We start from the raw sequence: 15,052 nt of genomic DNA on the forward strand, positions 1-15,052 counted from the left end.
ATTTCCGTTCACAACCTATCCGATGTATTTATACAAGTTGTTCAGCAGATTGTAAGTGAAATCGACGATTACATTCAGAATCCAAGGCCCGAATATAATCAGGGATACAAAGACCGCTACGATTTTAGGCACAAAAGCTAACGTCTGCTCTTGAATTTGGGTAGTCGCTTGAAAAATACTGATGATTAATCCGACGACTAGAGCGAGAACGAGCATCGGCGCGCTGGCTTTCAATACGGTACTGATGGCTTGTCCGGCCAATCCGATGATGAAATCAGCACTCATTGAACGTTCCTCCCTGTCATAATTACGTGTTGAAGCTTAACAGCAATGATTTGACGATCAAGTACCACCCGTCCACCAGCACGAACAACAGAAGCTTAAACGGCAGGGATATCATGACCGGCGGCAGCATCATCATCCCCATCGCCATTAATGTGCTGGAGACGATCATATCGATGACCAGGAACGGAATGAATATCATAAAGCCCATCTGGAAAGCGGTCTTCAGCTCGCTAATCGCGTAAGCAGGCACCAGAACCGTAATCGGAATATCCTGATATTTCTCCGGCTTCTCCGTCTTCGTGTAGTTGAGGAACAGAAGCAGGTCTTTCTCCCTCGTATGCGAGACCATAAACTTTTTCATCGGATCCGCTGCTTTCTCCAGCGCCACGGTCTGCGTAATTTCACCCTTGAGATAAGGCTGCAATGCCACTTCGTTCACTTGGGAGAAGGTTGGAGCCATTATGAAAAAGGTCAGGAACATCGCCAGCCCGATCAGAACCTGGTTAGGCGGCATTTGCTGCGTGCCAAGCGATGTACGCACGAATCCAAGTACGATTACAATGCGTGTAAAGCTTGTCATAAGTACCAGTATCGCCGGCGCAATGCTTAATACCGTTATTAGAAGCAGGAGCGACAAGGCACTTGTTCCCGGCTCTTCGCTTCCATTACCGATGCTGATATCGACATTGGGAAGCGGATTAGCCGCAAACGCATGCGATTGCAGCAGCATAACCCCCAGCGCTGCGGTGACGATCGAAATCCACCATTTATTTTTCATTGTCATCCCCATCATGTTTGGATTCCTTCAGAAGCGACTCCAGCTGCTCTCTGCGGTCAGCCTGCTTGCTGAGGTTTTGATTCAGCAAGCTTTGGAAGGAGGACGCCTGCAGGTTCCATTGCTCATCCGTAAGGTCCTCTCCCTTTTGCGGCTCTTCTTTACGAAACCTCTTAAGAAAATCGGTAATTGTGTTTGCCGACCATCCGGCTGCATGGGATTGTCTGTCGAGTGAAGCAAGAATAGCCTGTACCTGCTTCTCATCGTCAATTTTGTCGAGGAGCGTCACATTCTCGCCGACACCCACCACATACAACCGGCCTGACAGCTCAACAACCTGGAGCGAATTATTCTGCCCCAGCGCAACCCCACCGAGGGAGCGTACCGCCCGGTTTGTTCCCCACATGCGATTACGCTGAGACAAAAATTTAATTAGTAGCACGATTAAGCCGATAACTATGAATAGAGAGACAATGACCCAGATCACGCTTCCTGCGTAGCTGCCGGTACTGCCGGCCATTGGACTCTCGTCATTCCCGCTGCCCGCTGCCGCGGCGAAGGCGGGCTGTACAGCAACGCCAACCGCAGTCAAGGAAGTTAATCTCGTAACATATGTAAGCATAGCTTAGCCAAGCGTTTTCTTAATCGCTTCGATTACGCGATCAGCTTGGAATGGTTTAACGATAAAGTCCTTTGCGCCGGCTTGGATCGCGTCGATAACCATCGCTTGCTGGCCCATCGCGGAACACATAATAACTTTTGCGTTTCCGTCGAGCTTTTTGATTTCTTTCAATGCGGAAATGCCATCCATCTCCGGCATCGTAATGTCCATCGTAATCAGGTCAGGCTTAAGCTCCTTGTACTTTTCTACCGCCTGTGCGCCGTCTTGCGCTTCCCCGACGACCTCGTAGCCGTTTTTAGTCAGAATGTCTCGGATCATCATGCGCATGAATGCTGCGTCGTCTACGATTAGAATGCGGTTTGCCATCTTTTTTTCCTCCTAGAGTATTATTGCAATTTTTGAATGCGGTCCCATTGGCTTACGATATCCGTTACCCGTACACCAAAGTTCTCATCAATGACGACTACCTCTCCCTTGGCGATCAGCTTGTTATTCACAAGGATGTCAACGGGTTCGCCGGCCAGCTTGTCCAGCTCGATAATGGAGCCCTGGGACAGTTCCAGAATATCCTTAATTTGCTTTTGGGTCCTACCTAATTCTACGGTAACTTTAAGCGGTATGTCGAGAAGTAAATTGAGGTTTGTCTCATCCGCTTGCACATATGGCGCTTGATTGAAGTTTGCGAACTGTACAGGCTGAACATTTACGTTTCGGCTTGCCGCGTGACCGTAGGTCTGAGGTCCCTGTGGCTGCATCGGAATATCGAATGCTGCGCTTTGCTGGTAAGGATTATATGGCTGATTAAATTGCGATGCCGCTGCCGCTGGTGCTGGCTGGTACGGATCTTGATAAGCCGGCTGCGGAGCCGGTGCAGGCGCTTGAGCAACAGCCGCCGGTGCCTCTGGAGCAGGCGCAGGAGCCGGTGCAGCCGGAGCCGCTGCAATCTCTTCCTCCACGTCCCCCATCAGAATTGCAACCATCTGTTTCGCGAACGGAACAGGCAAAAGCTGCATGATGGTGGAATCTATCAAATCGCCAATCGTCAAACGGAAAGAAATTTTGATAAACACGTCTTCAGGCGGGAGCTGTCCCATTCCGCCGCCGCTGTCTACATCGAGAATGTCGATACCCGGAGGCGAAATATTTACGAATCGGTTAAAAATCGTCGACATCGATGTGGCGGAAGAACCCATCATCTGGTTCATCGCTTCCTGAACGGCGCTGATATGGATCTCGTTCAGCTCCTGAAGCGTTACGTCCCCTTCTCCGCCGAGCATAAGGTCCGCAATGACCTGCGCGTCCTTTGTCTTGATAACAAGCGAATTAATCCCCTGGAAACCGTCTACGTACTGTACGCTGACCGCAACATGCGGCTTGGGAAACTCGTTTGCAAGATCCTCGCGTTTAATGAAGGTAACCTGAGGCGTCGTAATATCGACTTTCTTGCCAAGCAAGGTCGATAAAGCCGTAGCAGCGCTGCCAAACGTGATATTGCCGATTTCCCCCAGGGCATCTTGCTCGATCGAAGACAAGAAGTCCGACAGCTGATATTCGGAAGCCTGCGATTGCGATGAGGCGAGCTCGCCGGCTGTCTGATTAAGCAACGCGTCTATTTCCTCTTGCGATAAATAATCTTTACTCGTCATTTTCTTCTTCCGCTCCTTCGCTGACAACTTGATCCACTTGCACGGCTATCCGATCCTTGACGGAGCCCGGGCTTCCGATAAACTTCAGCTTCTCGCCAACCTTGATGCGAAGGCCGTCATCTATCGGTTTATTTAACGAAATGACGTCCCCAACCGCGAGACCCAAAAATTCCTTGATCGTAATGACGGATTCGCCAAGCTCGGCCACGATTGGAAGCTTCGCTTTGCTTACGCGCTGCTCCAGCATTTCCACTTCCTCTGGAATCCTCTCTTTTTTCTGGGAGACGAACCAGTGGTGGGCAGACAACCGCGGCATAATCGGTTCAATGACGACATGAGGGATACACAGATTGATCATCCCCGTCGTATCGCCGATCTTTGTGCTAAGCGAGATCAATGCGATTGTTTCGTTTGGTGAGACAATTTGCATAAATTGCGGATTCGTCTCCAACGCTTCCAGGCGCGGTGAAATATCTATGATCGTCTTCCATGCTTCCTGCAGGCTTTCGAACGCCCTGGCGAAGATACGTTCCATAATAATGGTCTCGATCTCGGTCAGATTGTTGATCTTGGAAGGCGCCATCCCTTGCCCGCCGAGCATTCTGTCGAGCATGGCATAAGCAACGTTAGGATGAACCTCGAGCACCATGCGCCCTTCCAGCGGCTCCGCTTCAAATATGTTCAGAATCGTCATCTTCGGTATCGAGCGGATAAATTCATCGTAAGGCAGCTGCTCGACCTGCACGACATTGATCTGAACGAATGTACGAAGCTGCGCTGAGAAATAGGTTGTCAGATATCGCGCGAAGTTTTCGTGTATGCGTGTTAAGCTTCTTATGTGATCCTTCGAAAATCGAGTAGCGCGCTTGAAATCGTAGACTCGAACTTTTCGCGTAACCTCTTCTTTTTTCAGTTCATCCGCATCCATCTCACCCGATGACAAAGCGGCCAGCAGCGCGTCTATCTCATTCTGCGATAATACATCAACCAATTCTCTCACCCCCTTCAAGGAATGTCGGCAACAAGCTTATAACTGCTGCATGATAAAATTCGTAATTTCTACCTTAACCAGCTTTTTGCCTTCAGGCAAAATAGGATTAATGAGATTCAGAAGCTTCGATTCCAGCATATCCTCGCCTTCCGAGCCGTTAAGCTCGGCAGCTGTCAAATCAGCAACCGTACGGTTAATGATTGGCCGCACCTCAATCTCGAGGATCTTGTCGAAATCTTCCTTCGTCTTCTTGCTGTCCAGCTGGAACGCAAAGCTCATAACGACGACATAGTCCGAATCCTTCAGGTTGCGTTTGAAATCCTTCAGCTCGGAGGTAACGGACACCAGCTCGTCTGCGGAAAGATGCTTCACCGTAACAGACGCCTTTTCCGGATCAGGCTTATCCGTGTCGTTAAAAAATGATTTGTACATGATGATGGATACGATTGCGATCAGCGTAATTGCTAGCAAGGTAGTGACTAGCCATGGCAACATTTTTTTCATCTCTATGGACCCTCCGTTTGTTCGATCTTCTGGGTCGCTGCAAGAACGCCGATTGAACGAATATAACTCTGAATTAGCTGTACCAGCTCGGCTGCGCTCTCCGTCACGATAAACTTTTTACCCGTAGTAAGCGTAATAATCGTATCCGGAGTTTCTTCTATCAATTCGATTAGAAGAGCATTAATCATCAGCTTCGAGCCATTCAATCGAGTTACGGTTATCATAAGCTCCCCCCTCGCTGATTCGGGGGCTGATAGCAGCCCCCTTCAGTCATGACCGATAGCTATTGCCGGAAGCTATTAACGTTTCAGGTTAACAACCTCTTGCAATATCTCATCGGATGTGGTGATGATACGGGAATTCGCTTGGAAGCCGCGCTGCGCAACGATCATCTCCGTAAATTCGTTCGTGAGGTCAACGTTCGACATCTCCAGCTGACCCGCGATAACTGCTCCTGTGCCAAGAGCAGAATCATTTGCCGTCACAATCTCGAACTGGCCGTCCGGATTGGCATTAGCCGTTACCCGATACAGGTTGCCGCCTACTTTCTCCAAACCGCTCGGATTAACTACTTTTACGACCCCAAGCTGCGCAACGGCTTCCGTACCGTCCGCCGTTACCGCCAGAATCGAACCGTCTTGTCCAATCGAGAAGGAGGTTACGTCTTCTCCGAGCACAATCGGCTCGCCGTCGGAGGACAGTACAAACATGCCGTTGGAATTAACCAGCTGTCTGTTGCCATCCAGCGTGAAGTTTCCTGCGCGTGTCAGATAAGTGGGAGAATCGCCACCGGCGGATACCGCGAAGAATCCGTCACCGTCAATGCGAAGGTCGGTTGGCACGTTTGTTGTCATCGCGCTTCCCGGTGTATGGATGGTATCGATCGAAGAGATCGTTACGCCAAGACCAATCTGCTTCGCGTTGACGCCCCCCTGCTCTCCTTCCAAAGATGCCGTAACGCCGGAAGTCGTCTGGCTAAGAATATCGCTGAACATAACCCGGCCGCCCTTGAAGCCTACCGTATTGACGTTAGCGATGTTGTTGCCGATTACGTCGAGCTTTGTTTGGAAACCGCGCATACCCGATACGCCGGAATACATGGATCTAAGCATTTATATAACTCCTCCTAAAAAGAATGATCATACAATTGGACTTATGACCGACCATTTGTGACGATTCTTGCTTCGTAAGCATTCGCCTAAAAAGAATGTCCGGTCAATTGTGATGATGCTTTAATGGCTGCTTCAGTCGGTCGGCAGCCAAGGGCCTCCTTATCGGTCCAGCCCTAGCTTAAGATCACCGCACTGTCGATATTCGTAAATACATTGCTTTGCATTTGCTTGCCGTCCATCGCAGTAACTACCGTTCGGCTAGGAACGTTGACAATCATCGCAATGTCTTTCATTACAATTAAGGAATCCTTTGCGCCTTTGGACTCGGCTTCATCCACCGCATTCATAATCTTGGTCAGCGATTCCGGCTGGAGCTTTATTCCGCGTTGCTTCATCCGCACTTCCGCGTGCTGGCTGAATTTGAGCACCTTGGCATCAAGCATATCCTTGAAGCCGCCGGCTTGCTGCGTACGCTGAGCCGTATTTTTGGCACCGGTCAGAGGCGGAGCGCCTACAGGAAACAGATGGCTGATTTTCACTCCGTCACTCATACGGAACCGTCTTCCTGTTCGGTTGAACTTGAATTTGTATCTGCCGTTCCCGCCGTTTCGCCATTCCCGGCCGATTCTTCACTGCCGTCAGGTTGATTAGATTGAGGTGCTTTATCGGATACGGTCACGACATCGCTAAGCTTTATCATCGTGTCATCCGCAAACTTGGCATACAAAGCACCGCCCTGAGAAACGATCGAATTTACCGTGTCATACAACAGTTTGGTTTGACCCGCGTTATCCAGCTCATACCAGGAAACGGTTTTGCCGATAATCGAAGAAGCCGTGCCCAGGTTTTGATTGAGTTGGGAAAGCTGATCCGACATATTCATCAACTGCTCGACAGATGTAAACTGCGCCATCTGCGTAATGAATGCGGCGTTATCCTGCGGCTGCAACGGATCCTGATTTTTCAGCTGCGTTACCAGCAATTCCAGAAATGCATCCTTGCCCAGCGCATTTTTATCGGTATCCTTGCCTGCGGCCTTCACGTTCGAAGCGCTGTAATTCGGCCACATCACTTTGGAAGATACTGTCGCCATAAACTCACCTCCATCCTACGCGCGTACCGTCTAAGGAGCATTTTATTAAGCCGTCACATTGACAGCCCGTCCGTAGCCTAAATCTTGTATCGCCTGCTGCTCGGCAACATCAGACTCGAAATCCTCCTGCAATCCGTCGCCTTTGGATTTATTTTGATTGGAAAACGCCTGCTGCCCGGTTCCTTGGCCATGCTGGCCGTTGGATAAATGCGCCGCGGACTGGCCGTACGTTACTTCGAGCTTGTCTACAGACAAGCCTTGCTGCTGCAAAGCTACTCTAAGCTGAGCCATTTGATTGTCAAGCGCATCCTTTGCGCTTGCGTTATCCGCATGGAACAAAGCCGTAAGCTGCCCGTTATGCATCGTTATGCGTACGTCAACCTGCCCAAGCTCTTTAGGGAAAAGTTGAATGGTTGCTTCCGACATGCCGTTGCCATGCTTGATATCCAGCTTCTGAATAAAATCCTTCATATTGTCCGCAAAATCGGCAACCGGAACGGATGCTTGGACGACGGGAGCCAGCTTCGCCGCATGGGGCGCTGTTTGACGAATGACATCCGCAAACGACTGACCGGTTGTTGCTGCCGGTACCTGCTCGTCCGTTTCACCTGATGCTTCCGTCTCGTCCTTCGCTACTTGCTGATCGGTTGTCGCTGCTAGCGCAACCGGATGCACCGCTCGCTCGGTCAATCGCTGCAAATGAACGGATACCGCAGGTGCAGTAGTTGTAACCGTGATTTCCGGTGCTTGCTCTGCAGACATAACCGGCGTTTCAGCACGCATGCTCAAATCCTTGTTCTTTTGAACAAATTGCTGCAAAGCCTCAAGCTGCTGTCCGATTAGTTGAACGGGCTCCTGGAGCCCGATGTGCTTCATTGTTCCTTCCTGCATTGCCGTTTGAAGCTGCAGCAAGGAATCCTGAACCTTGCCCACGATCGCCGCCAGCTGCTGATTCGTATTCTGATTCCCGGTCTCCGCCTGATTGGATGCGTCGCTTGCCTGAGTCTGTAGCTGTACCGGCACCGGAATCCCTAAGATAGCAAGCAAAGCCTGCAGTTGATCCAGCATCGAAGACGGCTCCGACATATCCTGATCTTGACTGTCCGCGGACGGCTCCGATAGATCCGATTTGATCTTTTCCAGATCGGCAAGCAGTTGATCGATGACTTCCATCAGGCCGGCTGTTGCGTCGGTAAGAGCATTCGATTCCGTTACCGCGCTGCTTGCCGCAGCTGTCGCATCGCCGGCAGCCTGAGTAACTGCCGATGCATCCTTTGCTGTTGTCACTTCCTTACCGGCAGCAGCTTGCTGCCCGTCATCAGCCTTTCCCGCTCCAGATGAAGCTGTTCCGGTTTTATCCGAAGCGCCTTTATCACCCTTCATCTGAGTGGCAAGCGTTTTTTGAAATTTGTCATTTCCGCCTGTTTTCGCTTGAGCGGAAGCGTTGCCGGTTGCCGCGGCCGGTGCCGGCGTTGCGATTTGAGGAATGATCATCTCCATAGTTGATTCACCTCCTCTCTGTTAGTTGCCAGCCATTAGCTTAGACATGAGTTGGGCGGTTATCGTTTGATTAATACCGGACATTTCCGCCAGTATTCCGGAGCGAGTCTTATCGTCCACGGAATTTAGAATGCGGATAACCTTGCTTGGGCTGATATCCGCCATCTTAATCAAAAGCTCCCCGGCGCTTTTCGCGTCCATTGCCGCAAACGTCGCGCTCAGTTGATTGCTGCTCAGCTGCGAGGACGGCTGTTTGGTTGCAGCCGGTTTGGCCTTCTTCAGCTCGGCCTGCAGCGCGGCAATTTGCCTATCCTTCGCCGTTACGGTATCCTTAAGCGCCATCGTTGCGTCAGCCGCCGTTTGAGGGTTCATTTTCTCCAAAATCCGAACCCTGTCGTCCGGTCTCATCGAATCCAGGACAAGCACCATTTCATCCAACGTCATGCTTTGCAGAATCGGTGCTGCTTTGCTTGGGGTAATTTTGCTGTACATGCTTGCGAGCTCTTGGATTTTCGCCTGATAAGCGGCATCGTCCGCGGCTTTTTGTTCGTTAGAAGATTTAAGAGAATCAATCTGATCCTGCATGCTTTTTAATTCTTGCTCTTGGGTTGCCTTAAGCTGGTTGGTCTGTGCAAGCTCGGTTTCCTTCTCCTGCAGCTGCGCCTGGAGCTCATCAATCTTGCGGCTCATGTTGGCTGATTTCAGCTGATCGTCGTTAGCTTTTCCGTCAGCTGTTTTGGGATCGGGAAGCACATCCTTCAGATAGGGAATCGAGTTGCCGATCTCCAGCATTTGATTGCGGGTTTCCGTATTAAACAAAACATATAACGCGCCTAAAAGGACTATCGTAAACAAGATCGGCGTCATAAAAAACATCAACCGTTCGAAGCCGCTGTACCCCTGCTTCTCCATTTCCATATCCGACACTTTCATCCACTCCCTTTACCTTGCGCCGCAGATCATGATGGAAGGGATACCTTGAAGCGGTTGGTAGCCATTTCATCCAGCTCGTTTTGTTCCTTGATCTGCATTACATGCCGAAACCGGTCCTTGGCATGCTCTTTCGCTTTAAGCCAAACCTTCTCATCCTTCATTCGGTCCGCAAGATTTGTCCGGTTAAATTCAACCTTTCGTTCAGCCTGCCTGACATCCGTAAGCTTGCTTGCAATGCAGGAATCCAAGTATTCCAGATAATGCTGCATCAGCTGCAGCTCTGCGAGAGAAACCGCTTCGTTTGAGCTCTCGTGCTGCTTGTTTTCCCACTCTGCCCGTTTCATCCGCAGCTCCGAAAGACTTAGCTCTTCCGCCTGCAGAACACCAATTGCGGAAGAGAGCTGCCACTCGGCCTGCGTCTTCTCGCTTGACTTCAAGTCTACGATTTTTTGATAAGCGTATCGAAAGGCTGCCATTTACCCGTCGTCATCTCCCGTGGAATTCCTGTAATAATCTTTCCTTTGAATCTGCCAAGGTGACCTTTTCATTCGTCTTTTGTCTTGTAAATTCATAGATTGCGTCAATATTTTCGATTGCCGTATCAATTTTTTCGTTTGTACCCCTTTGGTACGCCCCGATATTGATCAGGTCCTCCGAATCTCTATAAACAGAGAGTAACATCTTTAACTGATTCGCTGCTTCCTGATGCTCTTCCGTTACGATTTCCTTCATGACGCGGCTGACAGACGCCAGAACGTCAATCGCCGGAAAATGACCTTTATTCGCAAGCTGCCTGTTTAGCACGATATGACCGTCCAATATGCCGCGCACCGCGTCGGCAATCGGTTCGTTCATGTCGTCGCCGTCTACCAGAACGGTATAGAACGCGGTAATCGAGCCGTTAGGCCCTGTTCCCGCCCGTTCCAGAAGCTTGGGGAGAGTCGCGAATACGGAAGGCGTATAGCCTCTAGTAGCAGGCGGCTCGCCGATAGCAAGTCCAACTTCGCGCTGCGCCATTGCGTAACGGGTAACCGAATCCATCATCAGCATGACGTTAAGTCCGCGGTCGCGGAAATATTCCGCAATGGAAGTTGCGATAAGCGCTCCCTTAATTCGGATAAGAGCAGGCTGATCGGAAGTCGCTACAATGACAACCGAGCGGGCAAGTCCTTCGGGACCAAGATCCTTTTCGATAAATTCAAGCACCTCGCGGCCGCGCTCGCCGATTAAAGCAATGACATTTACGTCAGCTGACGTATTTCTGGCGATCATCCCAAGAAGCGTGCTTTTGCCAACGCCCGAGCCTGCGAAAATACCAACGCGCTGGCCTCTGCCAACAGTAAGAAGACCGTCAATCGCGCGGACTCCAATGCTCAAGGTTTCCTGTACCCGGGGACGCGCAAGCGGATTGCTGGGTTCGTTATGCGTCGAGTAATGCTGCATGCGGCTCGGCAGAAACGATCCGTCAAGAGGTTGACCCAAACCGTCAAGCACCTTGCCGAGCAGTTCGGAGCCAACTTGAACCGATAAAGGCTTCCCGGTTCCGACAACATCGCAGCCCGGGCTTATCGCATGCAACTCTCCCAAAGGCATAAGAATAACTTTATTGTCGCGGAACCCTACAACTTCGGCTTTAATCGGTTTAACGCCCTTTGCCGGGTAGATCAGACATACATCGCCGATGCTTGCATCCGGCCCTTCGGATTCCACGGTAAGTCCGATAACCTGCGTAACCTTCCCATTCACCCGGATAGGGTCAAGATGACGAAGCTGGTCCGTATATTTGGAGCTGTCCAGTTTAAAACCGTTCATCCGGCATGCTCCGTTCTTCATGGCTTTGGTTGGCCAGCTGCACAAGCTCGCGTTTGATTTCGGACAATTGCGTATCAATCCTTGCATCTATGCTTCCGTAAGCGGAACGGATGACACAGCCGAAATCTTTGACCGTTGCGTCGGGAATAATTTGAAGCTCTGCCTGCGAATCGATAACAAGATTAAGCTCTTCCCTTGCAGCCTGGACAAAAGCTAGCTGCCCCGGAGCAACGCAAAGGGCGATCACGCCTTGTTCTCTTCGTCTAGACAATGCTTTGCGGATCAGCTCAAGTGCCATATCAGGTGCTTCCGACAGCTGTCTGCCGATTACTTTTTCCGAGATAGAGACGCTAAGCTCTACCAGAAAAGGCTCAGCCTCCTGAATAATCTGCTCGCGCATTTCATAGGCGGATTTCAGAACGGCATTCGCTTCTTCCAAGCGACTCTCCCATTCTTGCTGCAATGCCTGCTCAGCCTTGGCTTTCCCCTCGGCATAGCCTTGTTCAAAACCAGCTTGACGGGAAGCTTCGGAATGCCTTTCATCTTCAAGCCGTTTCTCTAGCCACCAGGCATCGATATCGGCTTCCGCTTTTGCCAGCATTTGCTCGCATTGTTCGCCGGCTTCGCGAATACGTTCTTCAGCGAAATTTTGCGCATCCGAGATGATCTGGTCGCGAATGGAGATGGTCTCTTCATCCGGCCCTGTCTCTTCAATAATCTCTTCGGTCACCGATACTTGCTCAGCAGCATGTTTGTTTAGCCAATATAGCTGTTTCAGCTGATCAAGCGCGATTACGCTTGAAGACTTTATCAAATTAGACAATGATATCATCTCCTCCGCCGCGGGCGATGATAATCTCGCCGGCTTCTTCTAGCCTGCGGATCGTAGCGACGATACGGGTCTGAGCTTCTTCAACGTCACGCAGCCGGACGGGACCCATAAATTCCATTTCTTCCTTGAACGTATCGGACATCCGTTTCGACATGTTGCGGAAGATCGCTTCCCGCACTTCCTCGCTTGCCACTTTGAGGGCGAGCTGAAGGTCGGCGTTCTCCACGTCGCGGATGATGCGCTGAATCGAACGGTTGTCGATGTTGACGATATCTTCGAAGACGAACATGCGCTTCTTGATTTCTTCCGCCAATTCCGGATCTTCGATCTCGAGGGCATCCAGAATGGTCCGTTCCGTACCGCGGTCTACGCCGTTCAAAATTTGAACGATAGAGTCGATGCCGCCTGCATTCGTATAGTCCTGTGTTACCGTAGCAGAGAGTTTTTGCTCGAGAACGCGTTCAACCTGGCTGATAACTTCAGGCGACGTACTGTCCATCAAGGCAATTCTGCGGGCCACGTCGGCCTGCTTCTCTTGAGGCAAGGACGATAAAATATGCGAGGATTGCTCGGATTGCAAATACGATAGAACGAGCGCGATTGTCTGCGAGTTCTCGTTTTGGATAAAGTTAAGGATTTGCGTCGGTTCTGCCTTCCGGGCAAAGTCAAACGGTCTCACTTGAAGCGTCGCCGTCAAACGGTTAATGACTTCAACTGCCTTTTGTTCTCCAAGCGCTTTCTCCAAGATCTCTTTCGCATACGAGATGCCGCCTTGCGAAATATATTCCTGCGCCAGACAGATTTGATGAAAATCGCTCAATATCTGCTCTCTCTCCGCACTGTCAACTTTGCGGACATTGGCAATCTCGAGAGTAAGCTGTTCGATTTCTTCTTCCCTCAAATGTTTAAAAATTTGGGCGGATACTTCTGGCCCGAGCGTAATAAGCAGAATCGCCGCCTTTTGCCGACCGGTTAATCCATTAAGCGGTTTTGCCACGGGAGCCACCTCTATTCATCCACAAGCCAGGTGCGGAGCAAGTTGACGAACTCTTCCGGCTTGCGTTTGGCGAGTGTTTCAAGATTTTTACGTGCCTGACTGTCATTGTTAACTGTTTCAAAATCAATCGTTGGGAATTCCGTTTTGGCCGGCGTTTCCATCATTGCCGCTGCTTCGGCAGCTGCCGCTTCTTCAGCCTGTTTTCTGCGTCTGCGGACAAGCATGAAGCCAAGACCGCCAATCAGAGCAAGCGCTGCCGCGCCAAGTCCAATCGCCCATTGCATCGACAGACCGGTGGAAGAGGTTCCCGCATCCGTTGCCGCGAAGTTCTGACCGAGAATGGTAACCTTTTTCGCAATCAGTGCGTCATTATTAACATCTTGACCGGAATCAGCCAGCTGCGCGCGAACAAGCGAGCTAAGGAAATTTGTTAACTCTTGCCGGGATTGATTCGTGAGTTTGCTCTGCTCAACGCCAATGCTGATCGACAAGTCCTTCAGCTGATAAGGTGCTGATTCAATCTGATTATTAATGCGGTCGTAATCGTAATTGGTTACCCGCGAGCTTTGCTCGGAGGAGCCATTCGAATTGTTGGTTGCTGTATAGCCCGGCACGTCCGTTTCTCCCGTACCGGCTACCCCGCCTGCATTTGCCGCACCATTGGTTGTTGTGCTGTTGTCTTGCTGTTCGCTTACGATAATTCCGTTATTATTGTTGTTGTCCAGAGGCCTGACCAGGTTCTCTTGCGTGACCTTCTTGTCGAAGTTAAAGCTGCTGGCAACGCTTATCACCAGATTGTCTCCAAGCATTGGGGACAAGAACTGCTGAATATTTTTCTTCACTTCGGCTTCGTATTTCCGTTGAATCATGAAATGGCTTTCAGCCGCATCCGTTGCCGCGCCAATCTTGTTCCCGTCGATTTCGGAGGACACCAGCTCGCCTTGCGGGCTAGAAATCGTAATATCCTGAATCGCAAGCTTCGGAACCGCTGTTTTCACCAGATTGTAGTAACCGTCAACCTCTTGCTGGCTTGGCCGGTAACCCGGCGTAAAGTTCATCATGATTGAAGCGGATGCCTGTTCCTTCTCTTCCGGAGTCAGGAATACCGATTCTTTCGGAAGGTTGATGAGTACTTTCGAGCTCTTAACGCCTTGCATCCGGTTAAGCAATTGCTGAACTTCACCGTTCAGGGCATTAATGTACTTCACGTTAAATTCGTTTTCGGTTTGTCCGAAAGCACTTCCGCCATCGAATGCCTCGAATCCGATCGATCCGTTCTGCACAAGACCCTGTGAACCAACATCAACCCGGGTTTTTGTCGCTACCGCGCTTGGTACGGAGATGCTTTGACCGTCCGCGCTTAATTTATAGGGAATGCCGTTTCCGTCCAAGTAGGTCATAATCGCTGCTGCATCTGTGGTGTCAAGATTTTGAAATGCTACCTCGTAATCCGTTCTTGTGAATATGTAAGTCAAAATCACGATTGTTAACAACAATGCACCAATGGATGCCCCCAGCCCTATTTTTTGTTTTTTGCCCATCTGCCCCCAAAACTGCGTAAGTCTCTGGCGGTATTGGGCGATTCTTTCGTTCACGTTGTCACCTCACCCAGCTTCTGTCTAGTTCGAAAGACCTATTACACTGACATTCGCATAATTTCTTGATACGCATCAATCACTTTATTGCGAATTTGTGTTGTCAGCTGTAAGCTAAGCTCCGCTTTCTGAGTTGCGATGAGGACCTGTGAAACATCAACCTCGCCAATTAAGTATTTATCGTTTAACTTATGTACCTCTTTTTCCTGTGCATCCACGCTATTCAGCGCGCTCTCCAAGTATTGCCCGAAAGAATTCATCGACTCAGCAGGTGTTGTCTGCTGCTGCGGTTTCGCAGTTTCAAGCAGCTTGTTAACGGCTTGTGCGGGATTAAGTTGCAACGGTTGAATCATGC

General features: G+C 50.3%; 19 protein-coding genes. All 19 read right to left on the reverse strand.

All coding sequences use genetic code 11. The features are described from left to right. Positions 1-15: 15 nt before the first annotated feature. Complete coding sequence (fliQ, locus tag WFK81_RS08570; RefSeq protein ID WP_015845014.1) at positions 16-285, reverse strand: flagellar biosynthesis protein FliQ; 270 nt, start codon at positions 283-285, stop codon at positions 16-18. Between the two features lie 22 nt (positions 286-307). Continuing rightward, the gene (gene fliP / locus WFK81_RS08575) at positions 308-1,015 is read right to left on the reverse strand and encodes a flagellar type III secretion system pore protein FliP (protein WP_442956047.1); all 708 of its coding nucleotides are present in this window, start codon (positions 1,013-1,015) and stop codon (positions 308-310) included. Positions 1,016-1,052: 37 nt separating this feature from the next. After that, positions 1,053-1,682, reverse strand: a complete 630-nt coding sequence (locus WFK81_RS08580; RefSeq protein WP_336786015.1) for a flagellar biosynthetic protein FliO — start codon at positions 1,680-1,682, stop codon at positions 1,053-1,055. Between the two features lie 3 nt (positions 1,683-1,685). Beyond that, entirely contained in the window at positions 1,686-2,048 is a 363-nt protein-coding gene (locus tag WFK81_RS08585; RefSeq protein ID WP_015845017.1) for a response regulator, read from the reverse strand. A gap of 20 nt (positions 2,049-2,068) precedes the next feature. Then, positions 2,069-3,328, reverse strand: a complete 1,260-nt coding sequence (fliY, locus tag WFK81_RS08590; RefSeq protein WP_336786016.1) for a flagellar motor switch phosphatase FliY — start codon at positions 3,326-3,328, stop codon at positions 2,069-2,071. After that, positions 3,318-4,319: a flagellar motor switch protein FliM gene (fliM, locus tag WFK81_RS08595; protein WP_127495822.1), complete on the reverse strand. Its 1,002-nt coding sequence runs from the start codon at positions 4,317-4,319 to the stop codon at positions 3,318-3,320. Before fliM ends, fliY begins: the two co-directional genes overlap by 11 nt. A 36-nt stretch (positions 4,320-4,355) precedes the next feature. Then, on the reverse strand, positions 4,356-4,823 hold the full coding sequence (locus tag WFK81_RS08600; protein ID WP_336786017.1) for a flagellar basal body-associated FliL family protein: 468 nt from the start codon (positions 4,821-4,823) through the stop codon (positions 4,356-4,358). A 2-nt stretch (positions 4,824-4,825) separates the two neighbouring features. After that, positions 4,826-5,047, reverse strand: coding sequence for a flagellar FlbD family protein (locus tag WFK81_RS08605; RefSeq protein WP_015845022.1), 222 nt, complete (start codon positions 5,045-5,047; stop codon positions 4,826-4,828). Between the two features lie 75 nt (positions 5,048-5,122). Continuing rightward, entirely contained in the window at positions 5,123-5,935 is an 813-nt protein-coding gene (gene flgG, locus WFK81_RS08610; RefSeq protein ID WP_336786018.1) for a flagellar basal body rod protein FlgG, read from the reverse strand. 173 nt (positions 5,936-6,108) lie between these two features. After that, entirely contained in the window at positions 6,109-6,486 is a 378-nt protein-coding gene (locus WFK81_RS08615) for a TIGR02530 family flagellar biosynthesis protein (protein ID WP_336786019.1), read from the reverse strand. After that, a complete protein-coding gene (locus tag WFK81_RS08620) occupies positions 6,483-7,028 on the reverse strand; it encodes a flagellar hook capping FlgD N-terminal domain-containing protein (RefSeq protein WP_336786020.1) in 546 nt (181 codons plus the stop codon). Before WFK81_RS08620 ends, WFK81_RS08615 begins: the two co-directional genes overlap by 4 nt. Positions 7,029-7,073: 45 nt before the next feature. Continuing rightward, positions 7,074-8,528: a flagellar hook-length control protein FliK gene (locus WFK81_RS08625; RefSeq protein ID WP_336786021.1), complete on the reverse strand. Its 1,455-nt coding sequence runs from the start codon at positions 8,526-8,528 to the stop codon at positions 7,074-7,076. Between the two features lie 21 nt (positions 8,529-8,549). Continuing rightward, the gene (locus tag WFK81_RS08630) at positions 8,550-9,446 is read right to left on the reverse strand and encodes a MotE family protein (RefSeq protein ID WP_336786453.1); all 897 of its coding nucleotides are present in this window, start codon (positions 9,444-9,446) and stop codon (positions 8,550-8,552) included. A gap of 41 nt (positions 9,447-9,487) precedes the next feature. Then, entirely contained in the window at positions 9,488-9,937 is a 450-nt protein-coding gene (fliJ, locus tag WFK81_RS08635; RefSeq protein WP_336786022.1) for a flagellar export protein FliJ, read from the reverse strand. Between the two features lie 10 nt (positions 9,938-9,947). Continuing rightward, positions 9,948-11,273, reverse strand: coding sequence for a flagellar protein export ATPase FliI (gene fliI / locus WFK81_RS08640; protein ID WP_336786023.1), 1,326 nt, complete (start codon positions 11,271-11,273; stop codon positions 9,948-9,950). Further along, on the reverse strand, positions 11,260-12,096 hold the full coding sequence (locus WFK81_RS08645) for a FliH/SctL family protein (RefSeq protein ID WP_336786024.1): 837 nt from the start codon (positions 12,094-12,096) through the stop codon (positions 11,260-11,262). Before WFK81_RS08645 ends, fliI begins: the two co-directional genes overlap by 14 nt. After that, complete coding sequence (fliG, locus tag WFK81_RS08650) at positions 12,089-13,102, reverse strand: flagellar motor switch protein FliG (protein ID WP_015845031.1); 1,014 nt, start codon at positions 13,100-13,102, stop codon at positions 12,089-12,091. Before fliG ends, WFK81_RS08645 begins: the two co-directional genes overlap by 8 nt. Positions 13,103-13,113: 11 nt before the next feature. Continuing rightward, positions 13,114-14,697, reverse strand: coding sequence for a flagellar basal-body MS-ring/collar protein FliF (fliF, locus tag WFK81_RS08655; protein WP_336786025.1), 1,584 nt, complete (start codon positions 14,695-14,697; stop codon positions 13,114-13,116). A gap of 41 nt (positions 14,698-14,738) precedes the next feature. After that, positions 14,739-15,050, reverse strand: coding sequence for a flagellar hook-basal body complex protein FliE (gene fliE / locus WFK81_RS08660; RefSeq protein WP_336786026.1), 312 nt, complete (start codon positions 15,048-15,050; stop codon positions 14,739-14,741). Positions 15,051-15,052: the final 2 nt, after the last annotated feature.

This window comes from Paenibacillus sp. MMO-177 (assembly GCF_037147795.1).
In the GTDB taxonomy this organism is placed as follows: domain Bacteria; phylum Bacillota; class Bacilli; order Paenibacillales; family Paenibacillaceae; genus Pristimantibacillus.

Coding starts and splice junctions, on each gene's coding strand:
- fliJ (WP_336786022.1), bottom strand. CDS start 9,937: ATGGCAGCCTTTCGATACGCTTATCAAAAAATCGTAGACTTGAAGTCA.
- fliP (WP_442956047.1), bottom strand. CDS start 1,015: ATGCTGCTGCAATCGCATGCGTTTGCGGCTAATCCGCTTCCCAATGTC.
- WFK81_RS08615 (WP_336786019.1), bottom strand. CDS start 6,486: ATGAGTGACGGAGTGAAAATCAGCCATCTGTTTCCTGTAGGCGCTCCG.
- fliE (WP_336786026.1), bottom strand. CDS start 15,050: ATGATTCAACCGTTGCAACTTAATCCCGCACAAGCCGTTAACAAGCTG.
- WFK81_RS08600 (WP_336786017.1), bottom strand. CDS start 4,823: ATGAAAAAAATGTTGCCATGGCTAGTCACTACCTTGCTAGCAATTACG.
- fliI (WP_336786023.1), bottom strand. CDS start 11,273: ATGAACGGTTTTAAACTGGACAGCTCCAAATATACGGACCAGCTTCGT.
- WFK81_RS08625 (WP_336786021.1), bottom strand. CDS start 8,528: ATGGAGATGATCATTCCTCAAATCGCAACGCCGGCACCGGCCGCGGCA.
- WFK81_RS08630 (WP_336786453.1), bottom strand. CDS start 9,446: ATGGAAATGGAGAAGCAGGGGTACAGCGGCTTCGAACGGTTGATGTTT.
- fliY (WP_336786016.1), bottom strand. CDS start 3,328: ATGACGAGTAAAGATTATTTATCGCAAGAGGAAATAGACGCGTTGCTT.
- flgG (WP_336786018.1), bottom strand. CDS start 5,935: ATGCTTAGATCCATGTATTCCGGCGTATCGGGTATGCGCGGTTTCCAA.
- fliQ (WP_015845014.1), bottom strand. CDS start 285: ATGAGTGCTGATTTCATCATCGGATTGGCCGGACAAGCCATCAGTACC.
- WFK81_RS08605 (WP_015845022.1), bottom strand. CDS start 5,047: ATGATAACCGTAACTCGATTGAATGGCTCGAAGCTGATGATTAATGCT.
- WFK81_RS08620 (WP_336786020.1), bottom strand. CDS start 7,028: ATGGCGACAGTATCTTCCAAAGTGATGTGGCCGAATTACAGCGCTTCG.
- WFK81_RS08585 (WP_015845017.1), bottom strand. CDS start 2,048: ATGGCAAACCGCATTCTAATCGTAGACGACGCAGCATTCATGCGCATG.
- WFK81_RS08580 (WP_336786015.1), bottom strand. CDS start 1,682: ATGCTTACATATGTTACGAGATTAACTTCCTTGACTGCGGTTGGCGTT.